Raw genomic sequence first — 19,403 nt, forward strand, 5'->3', positions numbered from 1 at the left:
TGTATCGGATACATGAGTGTATCGTAGGGCGCGGCGTAGGCTCCAACCTGAGTACCGCGTGTGTGTTTCGACCAGCTCGACCGGCCCAGAAGGAGGGTGGATGACCGACACCGTCGCCGTGACCTCGCGCCGCCGCGAAGCTACACGCCAGAAACTGCTGGATGCCGCCGCCCAGGTCTTCGCCGAAGAGGGGCTGGACGCCGCATCCGTCGAGGCGATCTGCGAACGCGCCGGCTTCACGCGGGGCGCGTTCTACTCGAATTTCGACTCGAAGGACGAACTGTTCCTCGAGCTCGCCGGGCGGGTCGCGCGAGCGCGCGTCGATGCGGTCCGGCATCGGGTCGCCGACCTCGAGCGCGACGGGGCGCTGACCCTCGCGTCGACCGACGCCCTGTCGATCGTGCAGCAGATCCTTGACGTGTCCGCCGACGATCGGCTCGCCATCCTCCTCATGAGCGAGATCCGCATCCATGCGCTCCGCGACCCGCAGCTGGGAGCGGCGTATCTCGCGCAGGATGCCGAGATGCGCGACAGCGTGGCTCAGATCATCGCCGACATCGGACGTGCGAAGACGCTGCGCTTCCGCGTTCCTGCCGATGAAGCCGCCCGTCTGATGCTCACGGTGTGGGAGAGCGAGGCGGTGCGCGCTGCGATGGCCGGCTTGGACTACGAGGCGCTGTGCCGGCGCACAAGCGAGGAACTCGCCCGTGTGGCGCAGCTGATCATCGAGGCGCCCGAGGACTGAGTCCGGTTCTGCTCAGCTCCGGGCGAGCTCGGAATGGCACCGGGCGATGCGGGCGCGCCACCATTCGTGCCGATCCTCGGATGCCGCGAACTGCTCCACGAGCGCCGCGTCGGGCGTCACGCGACCCACGGGCAGCATCCCGTCGCGCGGCAGAAGCGCGGGGGAGGCGGCATCCGCCGTGAGCAGCGCCGCCGTGCCCAGACCGCAGTCGTAGTCGAGGTCGGGCAGCGCCGCGGCGAGCGTGACTCCCATCGCGAGCCCGACCGAGGTCTCCAGCGCGCTCGACACCACGGCGGGGAGGCCCGCTTCGGCGACGATCTGGAGAGCGCGCCGCACGCCGCCGAGCGGCTGCGCCTTGATGACGAGGATGTCGGCGGCGCCCGCCCGCGCGACGGCGATCGGGTCGTCCGCCTTGCGGACGCTCTCGTCGGCCGCGATGGGAATGCCGAGATACTTCACCCGGCGTCGCAGCTCGGCGAGCTCCTCGATCCAGGCGCACGGCTGCTCGACGTACTCGAGATCGAACTCGGCGAGCGCGTGGATGGCGTGCTCCGCCTCGTCGAGGTTCCATGCGCCGTTCGCGTCCACGCGGATGCGCCCTTCCGGTCCCATCGCGTCGCGCACTGCCCGCACCCGTGCGACGTCGTCCGCGAGTCGCTGACCCGGCTCGGCGACCTTCACCTTGGCGGTGCGGCAACCGTCGAAGCGCGCCAGCACACCGGCGACGGATGCCGCGTCCACGGCCGGCACGGTCGCGTTGACGGGGATCGCATCTCGCAGCGATGCAGGCTGCGACGCCCAGCCGAAGTCGAGGGCCGCGGCGAGCCAGGTCGACGCCTCTGCGTCGTCGTACTCGACGAAGGGTGAGAACTCCGTCCATCCCTCAGGCCCTTCGAGCAGCACCGCCTCGCGGACGTCGATGCCGCGGAACCGGGTCGCGAGAGGGAGGGCGACCACGCGCGCCGTGTCGAGCAGGTCGGCGAGCGGGGGGAGGGGTGCTGCGGCGTCGTTGCTCACCGCTCCATCATGGCCCCTCGCCGGGCGTCGGTCGTTGAGCGAGCCGAAGGCGAGACGAAACGTCCCCGTGCACAACGTCGCCGATCCGGTGCCGACGGAATGCGTCACCCGCTCGGCGTCGCGGCTCGATCCGGCCACCAGCGCCGTTTCAGCGACGTTGTGCACCAGCGCCGAAGGCATTCACCCGGGATCGACTTCACACTTCGATGTGTGCTTGACTATGGTGTGCGGCACACAGTACAGTGTGAGCCATGAGCGAGACCGAAGCACTCGACACCCACCTGCAGGAGCTGAGACGCGGGACAGCCGTGCTGGCCTGCCTGCGACTGCTCGAGCGTCCGGGCTACGGCTATGGACTGCTCGAGGAGCTCAGCGCGCGCGGATTCGAGACCGACGCGAACACCCTGTACCCCCTGCTGCGCCGCCTGGAGAAGCAGGGACACCTCACGAGCGAGTGGAACACCGACGAGGCGCGGCCCCGCAAGTTCTACCGCACCAGCGCAGCGGGCTCCCGGCTCGCCGCCGCCCTCACCGACGACTTCCACTCGATCGCCGCGGCGATCGACGCACTGCCCCAGGAGGACTGAAATGACCGCGACAACCCTGACCGACCGCTACGTCGCCGCCGCGATGCGCACGGTGCCCGAGAAGCAGCGCGACGACCTCGGAACCGAGCTGCGCGCCTCGATCGACGACCAGGTCGACGCGCGCGTCGAGAACGGTGAACCGCACAGCGATGCGGAGCGCGCCGTGCTCACCGAGCTCGGCGACCCCGACAAGCTGGCCGCCGGCTACACCGACCGGCCGCTCTACCTCATCGGGCCGCGCTACTACCTGGATTGGTGGCGGCTGCTCAAGCTGCTGCTGTGGATCGTCCCGGCGTGCGCTGCGTTCGGCGTGGCCCTGGGCAAGACGCTCGCCGGCGACGGCATCGGCGAGACGATCGGCACCGTCGTCGTCACCCTCATCTCGGTGGTGGTGCATCTGGTGTTCTGGACGACCCTCGTCTTCGTGATCGTCGAGCGCTCGGGCGCCGGAGTCGGCAAGAATCTCACCGAGTGGACGGTCGACCAGCTGCCGGAGCCGTCGTCGCGCGGTGTCGGCTTCTCCGACATGATCGGGACGCTGGTGTTCCTGGCGATCGCCGCGGGCGCGATCATCTGGGACCTCACGATCGGGTTCATCCCCGCGTACGTCACCGCCGATGACGCGCCGCTGTCCTTCCTCAACCCGGGCCTGTGGCCGTGGTGGATCGCGGGGCTGTTCGTGCTGATGGCGCTGGAGGCGATCCTCGCCGTCGTCGTGTACCTCGTCGGCCGCTGGACGGTCTGGCTCGCCGTTGCGAACGCGGTGCTGGCGCTGGCCGTGGCCGTTCCCGCGATCTTCCTGCTGGCCCAGGGGCAGCTGCTGAACCCGGAGTACTTCCCGACGCTCGTGCCCGACGAAGGCGAGAAGGTCGCCACGATCGTGGGCATCGTCACCGGCTTCGCCATCGCGGGCGTCGCGCTGTGGGACATCGTGGACGCGTCGCTCAAGGCAGCACGCTCGCGTCGCTGATTCGCTGGGCGCCTCGGTCGACGACCGCAGCGGGAACGAGCGGATGCCGGAGGTCGCGGCATCCGCTTCGCTCTAGGCTTGCGGCATGCTCACCGACACCCCCGTACGGCTGGGCGTCCAGCTCGAGCCGCAGCACGTCACCTACCCGGAACTGAGGGACGCCGTGCGCCGCCTCGAAGACATGGGCGTGGACATCCTGTTCAACTGGGATCACTTCTTCCCGCTTGCGGGCGACCCTGACGGCCGTCACTACGAATCGTGGACCATGCTCGGCGCGTGGGCCGAGCAGACCGAGCGCGTCGAGATCGGCGCTCTGGTCAACTGCAACAGCTACCGCAACCCCGACCTGCAGGCCGACATGGCGCGGACGATCGACCACATCAGCGCCAAGGGAGGCCAAGGGCGTTTCCTCTTCGGCACCGGTTCCGGGTGGTTCCACAGGGACTACGACGAGTACGGCTACGAGTTCGGAACGCCCGGCAGCCGGCTCAACGACCTCGCCGACGGGCTGGCGCGGATCCACGCGCGCTGGGATGTGCTCAACCCGCCGCCGACGCGCAAGATCCCGGTTCTGATCGGGGGCAAGGGCGAGAAGAAGACGTTGCGATTGGTCGCCCGGTACGCCGATTACTGGCACAGCTTCGTCCGCCCTGACGAGCTGCCGCACAAGCTCTCGGTGATCGAGAAGTGGGCCGACCGCGAGGGCCGCGACACGTCGACGCTGATCCTCTCGAACGAGTTGAAGCGGCGCGGCGAGGATGTCGCCGACGCGCTCTTCGACGGCGGCGTCCGGCTGTTCACCCTCGGCTTCCCGGGCCCGGACTACGACTACGACCGTGTGCGCTCGTGGCTCGCGTGGCGCGACGCCAAGAACGGCGGACCGCGATGACCGTCTCCGAACTCTTCGATCCCGCGGAGTGGATCCCGGCGCCCGGCGCGGACTCGTATACCGACATCACAGCGCATGTGTCCCACGACGGCCGCATCGCCCGCATCGCCTTCGACCGCGCCGAGGTGCGCAACGCCTTCCGCCCGCACACGGTCGACGAGCTGTACCGCGCGCTGGATCTGGCACGGCAGGACCCGCGCATCGGGGTCGTTCTGCTCACCGGCAACGGCCCGAGCCCGAAAGACGGCGGGTGGGCCTTCTGCTCGGGCGGCGACCAGCGCATCCGCGGGCGGGCGGGCTACGAGTACGCGGATGCGGCGCCGTCGGTCGCTGATCCTGTCGAAGCGTCGGCGAACGACGACGCTTCGCCGAGCCAGGGGACCGCCGCCTCCGCCGGCGGATTCGGCCCTCGTCGCGATGAGCTGATGGGATCGGCGATGGGCCGCCTGCACATCCTCGAGGTGCAGCGGCTCATCCGGTTCATGCCGAAGGTCGTTCTCGCCGTCGTCCCCGGCTGGGCGGCCGGCGGCGGTCACTCCCTGCATGTGGTGTGCGACCTCACCATCGCGTCGGCCGAGCACGGGCGGTTCAAGCAGACCGACGCGGATGTCGGATCCTTCGACGCCGGATACGGCTCCGCCTACTTCGCCCGCCAGATCGGGCAGAAGTTCGCGCGCGAGGTGTTCTTCCTCGCCGAGGAGTACTCGGCAGAGCGCGCTTACGAGATGGGTGCGGTCAATCGCGTCGTGCCGCACGCCGAATTGGAGCGCGAGGCGCTCGCGATGGCGCGCACGATCCTCACGAAGTCACCGACCGCGATCCGCATGCTGAAGTTCGCCTTCAACGCGGTCGACGACGGCATGGTCGGCCAGCAGGTGTTCGCGGGCGAGGCCACCCGCCTCGCCTATGGCACGGACGAAGCGGTCGAAGGGCGTGACTCGTTCCTCGAGAAACGCGACCCGGATTGGTCGCCGTACCCGTGGCACTATTGACGCGTGCAGGACCAGGGGAGCGCGGCGCGGCTTGACCGTCAGCGGCGTGCGGCAGGCGCGCTGAGCTGGGATGTCGTGGCCTCGTGAAGCTGGAGCCCGTACTCGGGGACGATCCGCGCGACATCCTGCGCGGTCTCCGCGGCGCTCTCCACGGCGCGGGTCCGGCGCTCGGGCTGGGGATGGTGGGGGAGTTCCCCGTCGACGTCCGCGCCGGCACCGCCGTCGTCGTGACCACCTCCGGCTCGACCGGCGTTCCCAAGAGCGTCATCCTCAGCCGCGACGCGCTCACCTCGAGCGCGATGGCGACGGCCGACCGCATCGGCGACGGGATGTGGCTGCTCGCCCTTCCGGCAAGCTATGTAGCGGGGCTGCAGGTACTGGTGCGCTCGATCGTCGCCGATCGCGAGCCGGCCTGGCTCACCGGTGCGTTCACTCCGCAGGCCTTCTCCGCCGCGGCGCTCATGATGCTCTCGACCGACCGCGGCGAGCGTGTGCCGACCTACACTTCTTTGGTTCCGGCGCAGCTGGCGAAGCTTCTTGATGCCGCTGCCGATGACCCGTCGGTGCTGACGGCGCTGCGATCGTTCGAGACGATCCTGGTCGGCGGGCAGGCGATCGCCCTCGCCACTCTCGAACGCGCCCAGGATGCCGGGGTGCGGGTCGTCCGCACGTACGGGGCGACCGAGACCAGCGGCGGCTGCGTCTACGACGGGCACCCGCTCGCCGGCGTGTCGGTGCGAATCGTCGACGGCGAGGTCCAGGTCTCCGGCCCGACGCTGGCCGACGGCTATCTCGGCGACCCGGCGGCGACGGATGCCGCCTTCCCGCGCGATCCTGATGGCAGGCGCTGGTACCGCACGCGCGACGCCGGAATCCTCGAGGACGACGTACTGCGCGTGCGCGGTCGGATCGACAACGTCATCGTCACGGGCGGCATCAACGTCTCCCTGGATCGGGTCGAGCGCATCGTGCGAGCGATCGCGGGTCTCGAGTCGGCGGTGGTGGTGGGCGTATCCGACGCCCGCTGGGGCGAGGCGGCCGTGGTGGTGGTGCCGCGCGGCGAAGCCCTGCGGCGCAGCGAGTCGGTGCAGCTCCAAGAGGCGCGCGCCGCGGTCGCGCATGAGATCGGAGTCCACGCTCGCCCGACGCGCCTGGTGCTCGTGGATGACTTTGCGACACTGCCGAGCGGCAAGCCCGACCGCGAGGCGATCCGTGCCGCGGTCGCCGCGCTGCACTGAGCCGGGCCGGCCTCAGGGCGCCGGAAACGGACGGGTGTCCACGACGCAGAAGCGATTGCCCTCGGTGTCCTCGAGGACGACGTAGTCCGCGTCGTCGGGGTATCCGTCCCAATCGACGTCTCGGGCGCCCAGGCCTTTGAGTCGGTCGATCTCGGCCGCCTGATCGTCGGCGTAGAGGTCGAGGTGGATGCGCGGCGGGTAGTGCTGCGGGTACCCGGTGACCGACAGTGCGATGCTGGCCCCCGGCGCATTCCAGCTCGCCTTGGTCGGTGGATCCAGGATCACCCAGTCGTCGGAGGGCTCCCTGCGATTCACGTAGCCCAGCGCGGCGCGCCAGAAGTCGCCGGCGCGGGTGATGTCCTCGACGGTCAGCACGACCGTTCCGATGCTCAACATCCCGCCATTCTCGGCGCCGCCGCGGCGGTCGGCCAGGGGGTTGCGAACCCGTCGGCAGCGCCGGCCAGGCCGTAGGATGTCACCTCGTGGCAGGAACCCCCAGCAAGAAGCGCAAGCGTCCCGGACCTCGCAAGCAGCCCCATCGCGGCAACCCGCAGAAGGTGCACGTGGCGCGGGATCCGCGCCACATCGAAAAGGCGACCGCACGCGACTGGGTCGGCGCCGCGCGACTGCGAACGCTGCCGCTCGCGATCACGCCGATCCTGATCGGGACGGGTGCGGCGATCCTGGTGGATGGTCTGTTCCACTGGGTGATCGCCCTGTTCTGCTTGATCGTGTCGGTCAGTCTGCAGATCGGCGTGAACTTCGCGAACGATTACAGCGACGGCATCCGCGGGACCGACGACCACCGCGTGGGCCCGGCGCGGCTGACGGCATCCCGCAGGGCTTCGCCTCGGGCGGTGCTGTTCACCGCGCTCGCCTTCTTCGCGATCGCGGCGGTGGCCGGCCTCGCGATCGTGATCCGCACTCAGCAGTGGTGGCTGCTGCTGATCGGAGCCGCCTGCATCGTCGCGGCGTGGCTGTACACCGGCGGGAAGCGACCCTACGGCTACTACGGGCTCGGCGAGCTGTTCGTCTTCGTGTTCTTCGGTATCGTCGCGACGGTCGGCACCACGTTCGTGCAGGTTCTCGCCGTGCCGCAGGAGGCGTGGTTCGGCGCCGTCGCGGCGGGTCTGCTCGCCTGTGCCGTGCTGCTGGCGAACAACCTGCGCGACATCGATCAGGATCGCGCCGCGCGCAAGCGCACCCTCACCGTCCTGATCGGGCGCCGGTGGACGCGAGTGCTCTTCACGGCGTTCGTGCTCGTGCCCTTCGGGATCGCGGGCTACCTCGCGCTGTTCTACCCGATCGCCTGGCTCTCGATGCTGGCGCTGCTGGCCGCGCTGCCGGCGATCCTGATCGTGTGGACCTACCGCGTTCCGCGGGAGCTCGTCGTCGCGCTGAGCCTCACGTCGCTGACCTCAGTCGCCTACGGCGCGTTCCTGATGTGGGCGTTCGTCGGCTGACGCGGCTTCGGCTGCTGCATCCTCAACGTCTTCATCATTCGCGGTCTTGGCCCGCGCGCGCCGGTGCGCCAGCTCGGTCGTCACCTCGGCGAGCGGACGGCGCAGGAACAGGAGCGAGAGGCTCAGGCCGATGAGTGCGGCGAAGATGGCGGCGAGCCAGTACAGCTCGCGGAAGATCGGGAACAGCATGAGGATGCCGAACGGCACGAGGAAGGCGAGCAGCCTGAGCACCGTGTACACGAGGGCGGAGCGGGCTTTCACCCATTCATCCTAAAAGACGCGGTCTGCGCGGAGTCTCGGTCCGGTCACGACGGACCGCTGGGGCCCGCACGCGCCTAGGATGGAACCGTGCCTAGAGTGCTGCTGATTCTGGCGCTGGTGGCGACCGCTTTCTGGGTCTACACCATCGTCGACTGCAGTGTGCAGCCCGCCACCCGGCATCGCGGCGTGAGCAAGCCGATCTGGATCCTCATCGTGGTGCTGCTCCCCGTGTTGGGCGGCCTGTTGTGGCTCACCGTCGGCCGGGTCCGCCGCTCCACGATCGCCGCCCGACGAGCTCCCGACGACGATCCCGAGTTCCTCGAGAAGATCGGCACACTGAGCGATCAGGACGAGCGCATCCGCCGCCTGGAAGAAGAGCTCGCGCTGCTGGACGCCGAAGACGACGACCCGCGCTGGACCGACCCGGCGGGTGCGGCGCCCGCAGGAACGCCGGCCACCGGCGCACCGGCATCCGGGACGCCGGCTCCGGAGACACCGACCCGCGGCACCGACCGGCCCACCGACGGCGACGACGACACGCGCGGTCAGCGCGGCGTCGTCGGCTAGTCGTGGACGACCGGGAAGGCGCGTTCGGCGTGCTCGGAGGAAACGACGGCGCGGCTGATCCGGCCCCTCCCGCTGAGCCCGAGGACGATACTCGTCCGCGGCCTGCACCGGCGACGGATGCCGCAGCCGCACTGCTCTGCGCGCTCGTCGAGCTCGGTATCCGGCACATCGTCCTGAGCCCCGGGTCGCGATCGCAGGCACTCGCACTCGTCGCGGCGGAGCTCGAACAGCGCGGGATGCTGCGACTGCACGTCCGGATCGACGAGCGGGTGGCCGGGTTCACCGCGCTCGGGATCGCGCGCGAGACGCGAATGCCGGCCGTCGTGGTGTGCACGTCCGGCACCGCGGCCGCCAACCTGCTGCCGGCGGCGCTCGAGTCGCACCACTCCGGAGTTCCGCTGCTGCTGCTCACGGCTGATCGGCCTCCCGAGCTGCGAGGTGTGGGCGCGAATCAGACCACGCACCAGCTCGGCATGTTCTCGCCGGGAGCGCGGCTCGAGGCCGATCTGCCCGTCCCCGATGCGACCGACCCGGACGGCGACGGCGAGCAGAGCCTGATGCTGCGCCAGGTCGCGGCCGACGTCGTTTCGGCGGCGCTCGGCGCCGGCACTCGCGCGCCCGGGCCGGTGCACCTGAACCTGCCGTTCCGCGAGCCGCTGGGCGGTGACCTGCCGCGGTGGCTGGGCGTGCCGACCACCGAGCTGACCGCGATCGCCGAGGTCGATCCCGACGCAGCCCCCGTGGAGGAGCCCTCGGTCGAAGACGAGGCCTCGGGTGCGCTGTACCAGGGCGGCGGGGGCATCGGCGGAGCCGACGTGCCGGCGGAGCCCGAGGAGCTTCCCTTCGTCCTGGTCCGCGGGCCGCGCACCGTGGTGGTCGCCGGCGCGGACGCCGGACCGGATGCCGAGACGCTCGCACACGTGGGCGGATGGCCGCTGATCGCCGAGATCGTGAGTGGCGCCCGGTTCGGGCGCAACCTCGTCCACGGGTACCGGCGACTGCTCGCCGACCCGCTTCTCGGTGGCCGCGTCGAGCGTGCGGTCGTCCTCGGGCACCCCACGCTGAGTCGCGAATCCGCGCTGCTGCTGTCCGACCCGGACGTGGAGGTTCTCGCGATCCGGGGCCCCGGCGAGCCCCTCAATCTGAATGGAGCCACGACCGCCCTCGACGCCGTCGCGGTGGCGCCGGGAGAGCCCGATCGGGAGTGGCTCGGGTTGTGGCTGCACGCCTCCCGCGAGGCATCCGTCGATCTCGCCCCGCCCGCACCGGACGCAGACGGACTGTCGTCGGCCGTTCCCGAGGAACGGCTCGGGGCGATCCGCGCGGAGCTCGCCGCCGTCCGTTCGCCGCTCGATCGCGCCGCACTCGTCGACGCGGTGTGGCGTGCGACGTGGCCGCACGACCGTCTGATGTTCGGGTCGTCACGGCTCGTGCGCGTGGCGGACGCGCTGCTGGGCGGCAAGAAGGTGCCGGTGCACGCCAACCGCGGCCTCGCCGGGATCGACGGCACGATCGGCACCGCGACCGGGATCGCGCTCGCATCGCAAGCCGACGGCGTTCCCGGCGTCACCCGCGTGCTGCTCGGCGACCTGGCGCTCCTGCACGACGTCGGGGCACTGATGCTGCCGCCCGGCGAGGACGAGCCCCGCATCCAGGTCATCGTCGGCAACGACGGCGGAGGCACGATCTTCGACGATCTCGAAGTGGCTGCGGTGGCACCGCCCGCCGCGATGGATCGGGTGCTGTACACGCCGCACTCGGCGCGGTTCGAGCACCTCGCCCTCGCCTACGGATGGGAGTATCAGCGGGTGACCACGCGGGCCGCGCTCGATCAGGTGCTCACGACGTCGGTCGGCGGACGGCAGCTGATCGAGGTGCCCCTGCCGCGTTGAGCTGGTCGGCTCGCTCGAGATGGTCCCCGCCGAGTCGGCCGCTCGGCCAAGATGGGCTCCATGACCCAGAAGAACGACGACAACTGGACCGGCGAGGTCGACGAGCTGCTGCGCGTCGGGAAGGGCTTCGTGCTCGCCGACGTCGACCCCGAGTCGACCCCCGGGTACGACGGCGGCAAACAGGGCGCCGAGAAGGATCTCGACACGGGGGCCCGAGAACTCGACGAGCTGCAGGAGCGTCTGTTCGCGCAGAGCCGGGGCGGATCGGCGACGGCGTCGGTGCTGCTGGTGCTGCAGGCGATGGATTCCGCGGGCAAAGGCGGGATCATCCGCCATGTCGTCGGCTCCGTGGACCCTCAGGGCATCACCCTCACCGCGTTCAAGAAGCCCACCGATGAGGAGCTCGCGCACGACTTCCTCTGGCGCGTCGAGCAGCGTCTGCCCGAGCCCGGCTTCATCGGCGTCTTCGACCGCTCACAGTACGAGGACGTCTTGATCGGGAGGGTGCGGTCGCTCGCGCCGCCCGACGAGATCGAGCGGCGATACGGCGCGATCAACGAGTTCGAGAAGCGATTGACGGATGCCGGCACCCGCATCATCAAGGTCATGCTCTACATCTCCTACGAGGAGCAGGGTTCACGGCTGATGGAGCGTCTCGACCGGCCCGACAAGCACTGGAAGTACAACCCCGGTGACGTGGACGAGCGACTGCGCTGGCCGCAGTACATGGAGGCCTACCAGACCGTGTTCGAGAGGACCTCGACCGATCAAGCGCCCTGGTACGTCGTGCCTGCGAACCGCAAGTGGTACGCGCGGCTGGCGGTTCAGCAGCTTCTGCTGGGCGCGCTCCGCGAGATCGACCCGCAGTGGCCTGTCGCGACGTTCGACGTCGAGGCCGAAAAGCTGCGGCTGGCTGCGACGTAGAGCACTGCACGAGAGTGTCCGCCCGCGCCGGGCTCCGGGTCAGGCGAGCGCGTCGACGATCGGGCGGAACTTCACGCGGGTCTCGAGCAGCTCCGCCTCGGGGTCGCTGCCCGCGACGATCCCCGCGCCGGCGTGCGCCCTGAGCGGGATGGCATTGCGCCCGTCTCGCGAGCCGTCGAGGTCGAACTGCGCGCAGCGCAGCGCGATCGCCCACTCCCCGTCTCCGTTCGCGTCCACCCACCCGACCGGGCCCGCGTAGCGGCCGCGGTCGAATGGTTCGAGCCGCCGGATCAGGTCCAGCGCGGCATCCGTCGGCGTACCCGCCACAGCCGCGGTGGGATGCAGCGCCGCGACCAGGTCCAGCGCCGATGCGCCGCCGTTCAGCTCACCCTCGACGTCGGTCGCCAGGTGGAAGACGTTCGGGAGCTTGAGGGTGAACGGCTGCTCGCTCGCCGCGAGGGCGCTGGTGTGCGGCCGCAGCGCCGCCAGGACGCTCTGCACCGCGTACAGGTGCTCGTCCTGGTCCTTCGCGCTCGTCGCGAGGGCGAGGGATGCCGCGGTGTCCGCATCCGCGTCGGCTCCGCGCGGCGCGGTGCCGGCGAGCACCCGTGCCGTCACGGTCCCGCCGGAGACGGTGACGAGCGTCTCCGGGCTCGCTCCGATGATTCCGTCGACGGCATATGCCCAGCAGTCCGGGTATCCCGACGCCAGGGCGCGCACGAGCCGGCGGAGGTCCGAGCCCGCCGGGACGGACCCGACGAGATCGCGAGCGAGCACGACCTTGCTCACTTCGCCCGTGGCGATCGCATCGAGCCCGCCGCGCACCGCCGCCTGGTAGTCGCTCGGGTTCAGCGCCCCCGGGCCGAGGTTGGCGGACCAGTACGCTCCGTAAGGCGCTCGATCCGGAAGGACTGGATCGCCGTCGGCGACGTCGTCGGGGAGGCTGATGCGGGTGAGCCACGACCGGCTGCCGCGGCGGCCGACGACGACGGACGGAACGCTGAACGTGCTGGGCGTGTCGGAGCGCGGGTCGAACGCCAGGGCCCCGAATGCGATCAGGCCGGTACCCGGCAGGCGCACGGGGTCGTCGATCGTCGCCTTGGCGACCAGGGCGCGCCACTGCGCGCCGAGATCGAACCCTGGGCCGATGCGGGTGAATGCCATCGACTCTCCGCATGCGGCGAGGGCGTCGCCGCGGCGGCTCCAGAAGGCCGGACTCGCGGGCGACGCGAAGGACAGCACGTCATCGACCGCGCCGACCTCGCGTGTGACGACCCGCAGGCGCGGCAGTTCCTCGGGTTTCGTCACGGTTCAAGAGTACGGTCGCCGTGATGCCCCGGTCGCGGTCAGCCTCCGCCGAGGTTCGTCCATAGACTCGCAGGCGTGACCGAAGAAACTCCGGGGGCGGCATCCGTCTCGCGCCCTGCGCCGGGAACCCGAACGCTGTTCCGCTGGCGCAAGTGGGACGGCTCGCCGCACTGGGTGCACGAGTGCGTGTACCTCGGCTCGGACGAATGGGGCGACTGGTTCGGCCAGCCGGTCGGATGGCGCAGCCATCGACCCGAGCGGGACTTCCAGGTGAATGCGCCGAGCGTGACCCTCGTGCCGCCCGACGGCCTGTACGCCATGACGGTCAACGTCGCCCCTCCGGCGACGTATCGCATCTACATCGACCTCGGCTGGGATGTCCGCTGGCACGAGGAGGACGGCCGACTCGAGCCGACGGGTGTCGACATGGATCTCGATGTCGTGAAGGCCGTGGACGGGCGCGGGATCTGGATCGACGACCGCGACGAGTGGGACGAGCATCGGGTCGCCTACGGCTATCCGCTCGACCTGGTGGAACGACTCGAGTCGCTCGCCGTCGACCTCGAGACGCGCGTGCGGCACGGCGTGCCCCCGTTCGATGACTCGACTCCGGACGCCTGGCTCGAGCGGCTCGCCGCGCTCGAACCGCCCGAGCCTAGACTCGACGGGTGAGCGCAGACCACGAGCCGCACGGCGAGCCGAACCGCGCCGACCTGCACAAGGACCCGGCCCGGGTGAGCGGCATGTTCGATCAGGTCGCCAAGAATTACGACCGCACCAACACCGTCCTCAGCATGGGCAATGACCGCATGTGGCGTGCTGCGACGACGCGGGCGGTCGCGCCGCGCCGTGGCCAGCGGATCCTGGACCTGGCCGCGGGAACGGGTGCGAGCTCCGTCTCGCTGGCCAAGAGCGGCGCACAGGTGGTCGCAGCCGACTTCTCCCCGGGCATGATCGCGGAGGGGCGACGGCGCCACGGTGGGATGGCGAACCTGACCTTCGTGGAGGCGGATGCCACGGCGCTGCCGTTCGAGGACGACGAGTTCGACGCCGTCACCATGTCGTTCGGCCTTCGCAACGTGAACGAGCCTCAGAAGGCGCTCCGCGAGCTGCTGCGGGTGACCAAGCCGGGCGGGCGGCTGGTGGTGTGCGAGTTCTCGCATCCGCCGTCGCGCTCGTTCAACGGGCTCTACCGGTTCTACAACGACCGCATCCTGCCGGTCGTAGCCAAGACCGTCAGCTCCAATGCCGATGCCTACGACTACCTGAACGAGTCGATCCGGGAGTGGCCCGATCAGCGCACCCTTTCGGCGTGGATCCGTCAGGCGGGATGGACGGACGTCGCCTTCCGCAACCTGTCGCTGGGAATCGTCGCTCTGCACCGCGCGACCAAGCCGCGTGCCCGGTGACCGACCCGTGCGCGGCAGGGGCGACCCGCCCGGACCCCGGTAGGCTGGGACGGTGACTCCCTCAGCGTCGGGCTCGCGGGTCGCGGGCAAGCTGGGCCTCACCGACCGCACATTCGCGGGCCCCCGGTCCCGCAAGCTCGCATCAGCCGTGAAATCCGGTCTGGTCCGGGTGGATCGGGCTCTGGAGCGCGAGTTGCGCGTCACCGACCGGCTCGCCGACGCCGCGAGCCGGTATCTGTACGACGCCGGTGGCAAGCGCGTGCGTCCGATGCTCACCCTGATCACGGCGCAGCTGGGCGAAGGCACGAACGACGACGTCATCGACGGCGCGACGGCGCTCGAGATGACCCACCTCGGCACCCTGTACCACGACGACGTGATGGATGCCGCCGACAAACGCCGCGGTGTGCCGAGCGCCCACGCGGTGTGGGGCAACAGCGTCGCCATCCTGACCGGCGACCTGCTGTTCTCCCGCGCCAGCCAGATCATGGCGCGGCAGGGCGATCGGGCGATCCGCCTCCAGGCCGACACGTTCGAGCGGCTGGTCCTCGGCCAGATGCACGAGACAGTCGGACCGCAGGACGGCGAGGATCGCGTCGCGTTCTACCTCAAGGTGCTCTCCGACAAGACCGGATCGCTCATCGCCGCGGCGGCTCAGTCGGGTCTCATCTTCGCGAAGGGGCCGACCGAGTTCGAGCAGCCCCTGGTCGCGTTCGGCGAGAAGGTCGGCGTCGCCTTCCAGCTCCTGGATGACGTCATCGACCTGTCCGACGACCCCGACGAGACCGGCAAGGTTCCGGGCACCGATCTGCGCGCCGGTGTGCCCACGATGCCCTACCTCGTGCTGGGGCAGCGGACAGATGCCGCGTCCGTGGCCCTGCGCGCCCGCATCGACGAGGGCGTCGAGCGCATCGGGGCAGGCGAGGACCCCTCGATCCTGGACGCCGAGCTCGCGGAGCTCCGGGAGCACGAGGCGACCAACTCCACTCTCGAACTGGCGCACACCTGGTCCAACGAGGCCGTCGCGGCGCTCGAGCCCCTTCCCGATGGCGCGGTGCGCGAGGCGTTGACGCGCTTCGCACAGGCCGTCGCGGATCGATCCAGCTGACAAACGTCGCCCGGCCTGGCGCCGCGCGATGCGCGGCCAGCCCCGGGGGCGAGGAAAGGACCACATGACCAAGCTCAGGCTGGCCATCGTCGGAGCAGGCCCCGCGGGCATCTACGCGGCCGACATCCTGCTGAAGGCCGAGCGCAAGTTCGACGTCTCGATCGATCTTTTCGAGCAGCTGCCGGCCCCCTACGGTCTGGTCCGCTACGGCGTCGCCCCCGACCACCCTCGTATCAAGGGGATCGTCACCGCGCTGCGCGAGGTGCTCGACCGTGGCGACATCCGTCTGTTCGGCAATGTCCGTTTCGGCCAGGACATCACGCTCGAAGACCTCAAGCACCACTACAACGCGGTCATCTTCGCAACCGGCGCCATCCGCGACGCCGGCCTCGACATCCCCGGAATCGACGCGATCGGCTCGTACGGCGCCGCCGACTTCGTGAGCTGGTACGACGGCCACCCCGACGTGCCACGCGAATGGCCGTTGGATGCGGCATCCGTCGCCGTCATCGGCAACGGCAACGTCGCGCTGGACGTCTCACGCATGCTGGCCAAGCACGCCGACGACCTGTTGCCCACCGAGGTGCCTGACAACGTGTACGCAGGCCTTCGCTCGAGTGCGGTCACCGACGTGCACGTCTTCGGACGCCGCGGCCCGGCGCAGGTGAAGTTCACTCCGCTCGAGCTGCGCGAGCTCGGCGAGCTGCGCGATGTCGACATGGTCGTCTACGACGAGGACTTCGACTACGACGAGGCGTCGCGCGCGGCGATCACGAGCAACAAGCAGGTCATGGTGATCGACCGCGTGCTGCAGGCGTGGCGCAAACGGCCGTCGGCCAACAACGCGGGCGGCGAGGCATCCCGTCGCCTGCATCTGCACTTCTACGCCAAGCCGCTCGCCGTGATCACGGACGACAACGGCCGCGTGGCGGCGTTCCGGTGGGAGCGCACCCGCCCGGATGGCGAGGGCGGCGTGGTCGGCACGGGCGAGATCCGCGAGGTGCCGGTCCAGGCGTTCTACCGTGCGGTCGGCTACTTCGGCTCGCCCCTTCCCGGTATTCCGTTCGACAAGCGCCACGGCATCATCCCGAACCGCGAGGGTCAGGCGCTGCGCAGGGACTCCAACGACCGCGTCCCGGGCGTGTACGCGACCGGTTGGATCAAGCGCGGACCCGTCGGGCTCATCGGACACACGAAGTCCGACGCGATGGAGACGGTCCGCCACATCATCAACGACCAGGGGTCGTGGTGGCAGCCGGTGGATCCGTCGGAGGACGCGATCCCTCGCCTGCTGGCGGAGCGGGGCGTGCGGTGGACCGACCTCGAGGGCTGGCACCGGCTCGACGGGCACGAAGTGGGGCTCGGCGCTCCGCACGGTCGCGCCCGCATCAAGGTCGTGCCGCGCCCGGACATGGTCGACATCTCGCGCGGAGAGTGAGAGCCCGTACCCGCTCAGCCGGATGAGCTGCGCGGGCCGATGACGACCCGCGAGACCTCGTCGATCCGCGGATGCCGCTCATCGCCGTTCTCGACGACGCCCTTATGCCATGTCAGCTCGAGCCCTCCCGGAGTGTCTCGCAGCACCGAGAGGTTGTTGTCGAACCACGGCCCCTTGACGGTGGTCCAGTCGAACGGCGGATTCGGGACCTTCGCCGAACGGGCCACCGCGGCACCGACCGGGCGGGCGAGACCGTACGACATCACCACCGAGAACCACCGCATGGCAATGGGCAGCGGGTTGCGCACCGGCGAGCACACCGCCTGCACGATCCGCCCGCCGCGGGAGCGATCGACCTCGGCGATGTAGGAGAAATGCACGTCGCCGGAGAGGACGACGAGCGAGTCCGGCGCGGTCCCGCGGCCGCCATCCGCGATCTCGGTGAGGATGCGGGCGAGCGACTGGAAGCTGTTCTGCCAGGCCGCCCAGTGCTCGAGATCGAGCATCTGACGCAGGCGCTCGCCGATCCGCGCGGCCACGCGACCCCAGGCGCCCTGCGAGATCGCCTCGTCCCAGGACTCGACGTGGTGCAGTCCGATGGGCAGCAGGAAGGGAAGCGAGGTCACCACGAGCAGGTGTCGGAGGTCCCCCTGCAGTTGCTGGTCCAACCACTCCCACTCGGTGGAGTCGACGAGGGCACGGGCGGTCGGCGTGAGGTCGCGAGCAGCCCGGGAGTCCACGACGACCAGACGGATGTCGCCGAAGTCGCGGCGGTAGCTGAACCGGTAGGTGCGCGGCTCCCGGTCGACCCGGCCGGCGAAAGCGTCGAGGGCGTCGCTGAGATCGGGCTCATCGGAACCGGTGTGCGCAGCGATCCGCTGCCAGATCTCGTCCTCCGCGCGCTCGGCGGGGGAGAGGTTCCCGAGATGCTGGTACACCCAATACGACGCCAGCCCGGCGACGATCCGCCCGCGCCACCACGACGTGGCCTCCATCTGCTTCTTCCAGTCCAATGAGGCGTTCCAGTCGTCGCGCACGTCATGGTCGTCGAAGATCATGGCGCTCGGAACGGTCGACAGCAGCCAGCGGTTGGCATCGTCCGACCAGGCGAGCCGGTACAGGTGCGCGTACTCCTCGTAGTCCTTCAACTCCTTGCCGGGCGGCTCGCTGATGTCGCGTCTGCTGCGGATGAAATCCTGCATCGGCTTGGTGGTCACGTCGGCGTACACCTGGTCGCCCAGCAGCATGATGAGGTCCGGTCGCAGGGCGGCGTCCTCACTCAGCGCGAGCGCGAACGTGCGCATGGCGTCGACGCCGTGGCTGCGGTTGCCGGCGGCGTCGTGGTTGACGCTCGTCCGGCAGGATCCCCACGCCATCCGGAGACGTTCGCGAGGGTTGCGGGTGGCGATGACGGGCGCCGGCAGGGATGAGTCCGCCTCCGGCCACACCGTGCCGCCGTTCACGCGGACTTCGTACGGCAGTACCGAACCGGGGGCGAGGTCGTCGATCTCGACGAGCGCGTAATGATGCCCGTGCACCGCGAAGGTGCGCGACCGCCATTCGCGGTCGCCGGCGTGGACGCTCACCTCCGCATCCGCGGCTGTCTCGACCCAGATGGCCGCGCACGTCTCGTCGGTGTAGCGCAGCATCGGCCCGAGGACGAGCGGAACGGATGCCATGCGTCCATGTCTATCCCTCTGCGCCCGGCCGTGCCACGGCTTGACGCGGCTCTTTTCAGTCGTCCGCAGTCGTCGCGGCCTTGTCCTCCGTCGCTCCTCCTTCGCCGACGTCGCGCTTGGTGTCGGCCGGGTCGCGCTGCGCGCGGCTCATCAGCACGAGCGGCACGGCCACCGCTGAGATCACGCCGCTCCACAGCAGCGACGCCCCGTAGCCTCCGATGTCGGCCACGCGCCCGAGCACCGGCTGGAAAGCCACCCCGCCCGCCGAGCCCATCAGCGAGTCGAACGAGAGCACGGTGGCGCGCTGCTTGGACGGGATCATGTCGTTGAGATAGGCCCGGTGGACGGGATCGTCGATGGCCGACGCGATGCCCCACAGCGCGACGAGCACGACCGCCACCCAGAAGTTCTGAACGAACCCGAGGGCGATGAGCACCAGCGCGCTGGCCGCAGCGGCGAGCAGGATCGACGAGGTGCGACGGTGGAACCGCTTGCGCACCCAGGGCGCGATCCATCCGCCGACGATCGCCGCACCGGAGACCAGGGCGGCGGCGAGGCCGGCGACGGTATAGGCCTCCTCGTCGCCCCACAGCTCCAGCAGGTAGGGCTGCAGGGCGTAGAACACGTAGATCCCGACGCCGGCGGTGAACGGGCTCGCGAGCATCAGCCACCGCACGGGAGGATTGCCGAGGCCGTAGCGGACCGACGCGCGGAACACGGTCCGCGTCGCCTGCAGCGGGTTCTCGCTGCGATCGGGCTTGAAGCCGAGATCGTGCATGAGAAGGGCTGCCACGACCAGCATCAGCGCGAGGATGGCTCCGCGCACCAGGAACGGCACCCCGAGGTTCGTGGCCTGGGCGATCACACCTCCGAGCACCGAGCCGGAGAGCATCGCGATGCCGCCCACGATCTGCGC

General features: G+C 70.1%; 20 protein-coding genes. 14 read left to right on the forward strand and 6 right to left on the reverse strand.

All coding sequences use genetic code 11. The features are described 5' to 3' along the window. The first annotated feature begins 100 nt into the window (after positions 1–100). Positions 101–745, forward strand: coding sequence for a helix-turn-helix domain-containing protein (locus tag VFX99_RS05675; RefSeq protein WP_329665342.1), 645 nt, complete (start codon positions 101–103; stop codon positions 743–745). 12 nt (positions 746–757) lie between these two features. Here VFX99_RS05675 and VFX99_RS05680 read toward each other — a convergent pair whose 3' ends face one another. Continuing rightward, positions 758–1,942: an o-succinylbenzoate synthase gene (locus VFX99_RS05680; protein WP_329665343.1), complete on the reverse strand. Its 1,185-nt coding sequence runs from the start codon at positions 1,940–1,942 to the stop codon at positions 758–760. 71 nt (positions 1,943–2,013) lie between these two features. Here VFX99_RS05680 and VFX99_RS05685 point away from each other — a divergent pair, with 71 nt between their 5' ends. The 5 genes from VFX99_RS05685 (at position 2,014) to VFX99_RS05705 (ending at position 6,438) form a co-directional block, all read left to right on the forward strand. Then, a complete protein-coding gene (locus tag VFX99_RS05685) occupies positions 2,014–2,349 on the forward strand; it encodes a PadR family transcriptional regulator (protein ID WP_329665344.1) in 336 nt (111 codons plus the stop codon). Position 2,350: 1 nt separating this feature from the next. After that, positions 2,351–3,319: a permease prefix domain 1-containing protein gene (locus VFX99_RS05690; protein WP_329665345.1), complete on the forward strand. Its 969-nt coding sequence runs from the start codon at positions 2,351–2,353 to the stop codon at positions 3,317–3,319. Between the two features lie 85 nt (positions 3,320–3,404). Next, positions 3,405–4,208 carry an LLM class F420-dependent oxidoreductase gene (locus VFX99_RS05695; protein WP_329665346.1) on the forward strand — a complete coding sequence of 268 codons (804 nt, stop codon included), beginning with the start codon at positions 3,405–3,407 and terminating at the stop codon, positions 4,206–4,208. Next, a complete protein-coding gene (locus VFX99_RS05700; protein WP_329665347.1) occupies positions 4,205–5,200 on the forward strand; it encodes a 1,4-dihydroxy-2-naphthoyl-CoA synthase in 996 nt (331 codons plus the stop codon). The genes VFX99_RS05695 and VFX99_RS05700 overlap by 4 nt, the downstream gene beginning before the upstream one ends. An 83-nt stretch (positions 5,201–5,283) precedes the next feature. Beyond that, positions 5,284–6,438 (forward strand): AMP-binding protein, encoded by a 1,155-nt coding sequence (locus tag VFX99_RS05705; protein WP_329665348.1) that lies wholly within the window; start codon positions 5,284–5,286, stop codon positions 6,436–6,438. Positions 6,439–6,450: 12 nt separating this feature from the next. Here the strand turns inward: VFX99_RS05705 and VFX99_RS05710 are convergent, their stop codons facing one another. Continuing rightward, positions 6,451–6,834 carry a VOC family protein gene (locus VFX99_RS05710; protein WP_329665349.1) on the reverse strand — a complete coding sequence of 128 codons (384 nt, stop codon included), beginning with the start codon at positions 6,832–6,834 and terminating at the stop codon, positions 6,451–6,453. Between the two features lie 86 nt (positions 6,835–6,920). Here VFX99_RS05710 and VFX99_RS05715 point away from each other — a divergent pair, with 86 nt between their 5' ends. After that, a complete protein-coding gene (locus VFX99_RS05715; protein WP_329665350.1) occupies positions 6,921–7,901 on the forward strand; it encodes a 1,4-dihydroxy-2-naphthoate polyprenyltransferase in 981 nt (326 codons plus the stop codon). Here VFX99_RS05715 and VFX99_RS05720 read toward each other — a convergent pair. Beyond that, complete coding sequence (locus VFX99_RS05720; RefSeq protein ID WP_329665351.1) at positions 7,857–8,162, reverse strand: DUF4229 domain-containing protein; 306 nt, start codon at positions 8,160–8,162, stop codon at positions 7,857–7,859. The genes VFX99_RS05715 and VFX99_RS05720 overlap by 45 nt on opposite strands. A gap of 87 nt (positions 8,163–8,249) precedes the next feature. On the opposite strand from VFX99_RS05720, the gene VFX99_RS05725 reads away from it, so the two are divergent. From VFX99_RS05725 to VFX99_RS05735, 3 genes are all read left to right on the forward strand, one after another. Beyond that, a complete protein-coding gene (locus VFX99_RS05725; RefSeq protein WP_329665352.1) occupies positions 8,250–8,729 on the forward strand; it encodes a PLDc N-terminal domain-containing protein in 480 nt (159 codons plus the stop codon). Between the two features lie 131 nt (positions 8,730–8,860). Next, entirely contained in the window at positions 8,861–10,621 is a 1,761-nt protein-coding gene (gene menD, locus VFX99_RS05730) for a 2-succinyl-5-enolpyruvyl-6-hydroxy-3-cyclohexene-1-carboxylic-acid synthase (RefSeq protein ID WP_329665364.1), read from the forward strand. Positions 10,622–10,681: 60 nt separating this feature from the next. Continuing rightward, positions 10,682–11,545 carry a polyphosphate kinase 2 family protein gene (locus VFX99_RS05735; RefSeq protein WP_329665353.1) on the forward strand — a complete coding sequence of 288 codons (864 nt, stop codon included), beginning with the start codon at positions 10,682–10,684 and terminating at the stop codon, positions 11,543–11,545. A 39-nt stretch (positions 11,546–11,584) separates the two neighbouring features. Here VFX99_RS05735 and VFX99_RS05740 read toward each other — a convergent pair whose 3' ends face one another. Next, a complete protein-coding gene (locus VFX99_RS05740) occupies positions 11,585–12,853 on the reverse strand; it encodes an isochorismate synthase (protein ID WP_329665354.1) in 1,269 nt (422 codons plus the stop codon). A gap of 75 nt (positions 12,854–12,928) precedes the next feature. Here VFX99_RS05740 and VFX99_RS05745 point away from each other — a divergent pair, with 75 nt between their 5' ends. From VFX99_RS05745 to VFX99_RS05760, 4 genes are all read left to right on the forward strand, one after another. Continuing rightward, positions 12,929–13,525: a hypothetical protein gene (locus VFX99_RS05745; RefSeq protein ID WP_329665355.1), complete on the forward strand. Its 597-nt coding sequence runs from the start codon at positions 12,929–12,931 to the stop codon at positions 13,523–13,525. After that, a complete protein-coding gene (locus tag VFX99_RS05750) occupies positions 13,522–14,262 on the forward strand; it encodes a demethylmenaquinone methyltransferase (RefSeq protein WP_329665356.1) in 741 nt (246 codons plus the stop codon). The genes VFX99_RS05745 and VFX99_RS05750 overlap by 4 nt, the downstream gene beginning before the upstream one ends. A gap of 52 nt (positions 14,263–14,314) precedes the next feature. Next, positions 14,315–15,370 carry a polyprenyl synthetase family protein gene (locus tag VFX99_RS05755; protein WP_329665357.1) on the forward strand — a complete coding sequence of 352 codons (1,056 nt, stop codon included), beginning with the start codon at positions 14,315–14,317 and terminating at the stop codon, positions 15,368–15,370. A 64-nt stretch (positions 15,371–15,434) separates the two neighbouring features. After that, a complete protein-coding gene (locus VFX99_RS05760) occupies positions 15,435–16,808 on the forward strand; it encodes an FAD-dependent oxidoreductase (RefSeq protein WP_329665358.1) in 1,374 nt (457 codons plus the stop codon). A 14-nt stretch (positions 16,809–16,822) separates the two neighbouring features. Here VFX99_RS05760 and VFX99_RS05765 read toward each other — a convergent pair whose 3' ends face one another. Both VFX99_RS05765 and VFX99_RS05770 read right to left on the reverse strand, forming a co-directional pair. Continuing rightward, complete coding sequence (locus VFX99_RS05765; RefSeq protein WP_329665359.1) at positions 16,823–18,487, reverse strand: alkaline phosphatase D family protein; 1,665 nt, start codon at positions 18,485–18,487, stop codon at positions 16,823–16,825. A gap of 55 nt (positions 18,488–18,542) precedes the next feature. Beyond that, a partial coding sequence (locus VFX99_RS05770) for an MFS transporter (RefSeq protein WP_329665360.1) occupies positions 18,543–19,403 on the reverse strand: 861 nt, incomplete at its 5' end.

Source organism: Microbacterium sp. (genome assembly GCF_036277215.1).
GTDB lineage: Bacteria > Actinomycetota > Actinomycetes > Actinomycetales > Microbacteriaceae > Microbacterium.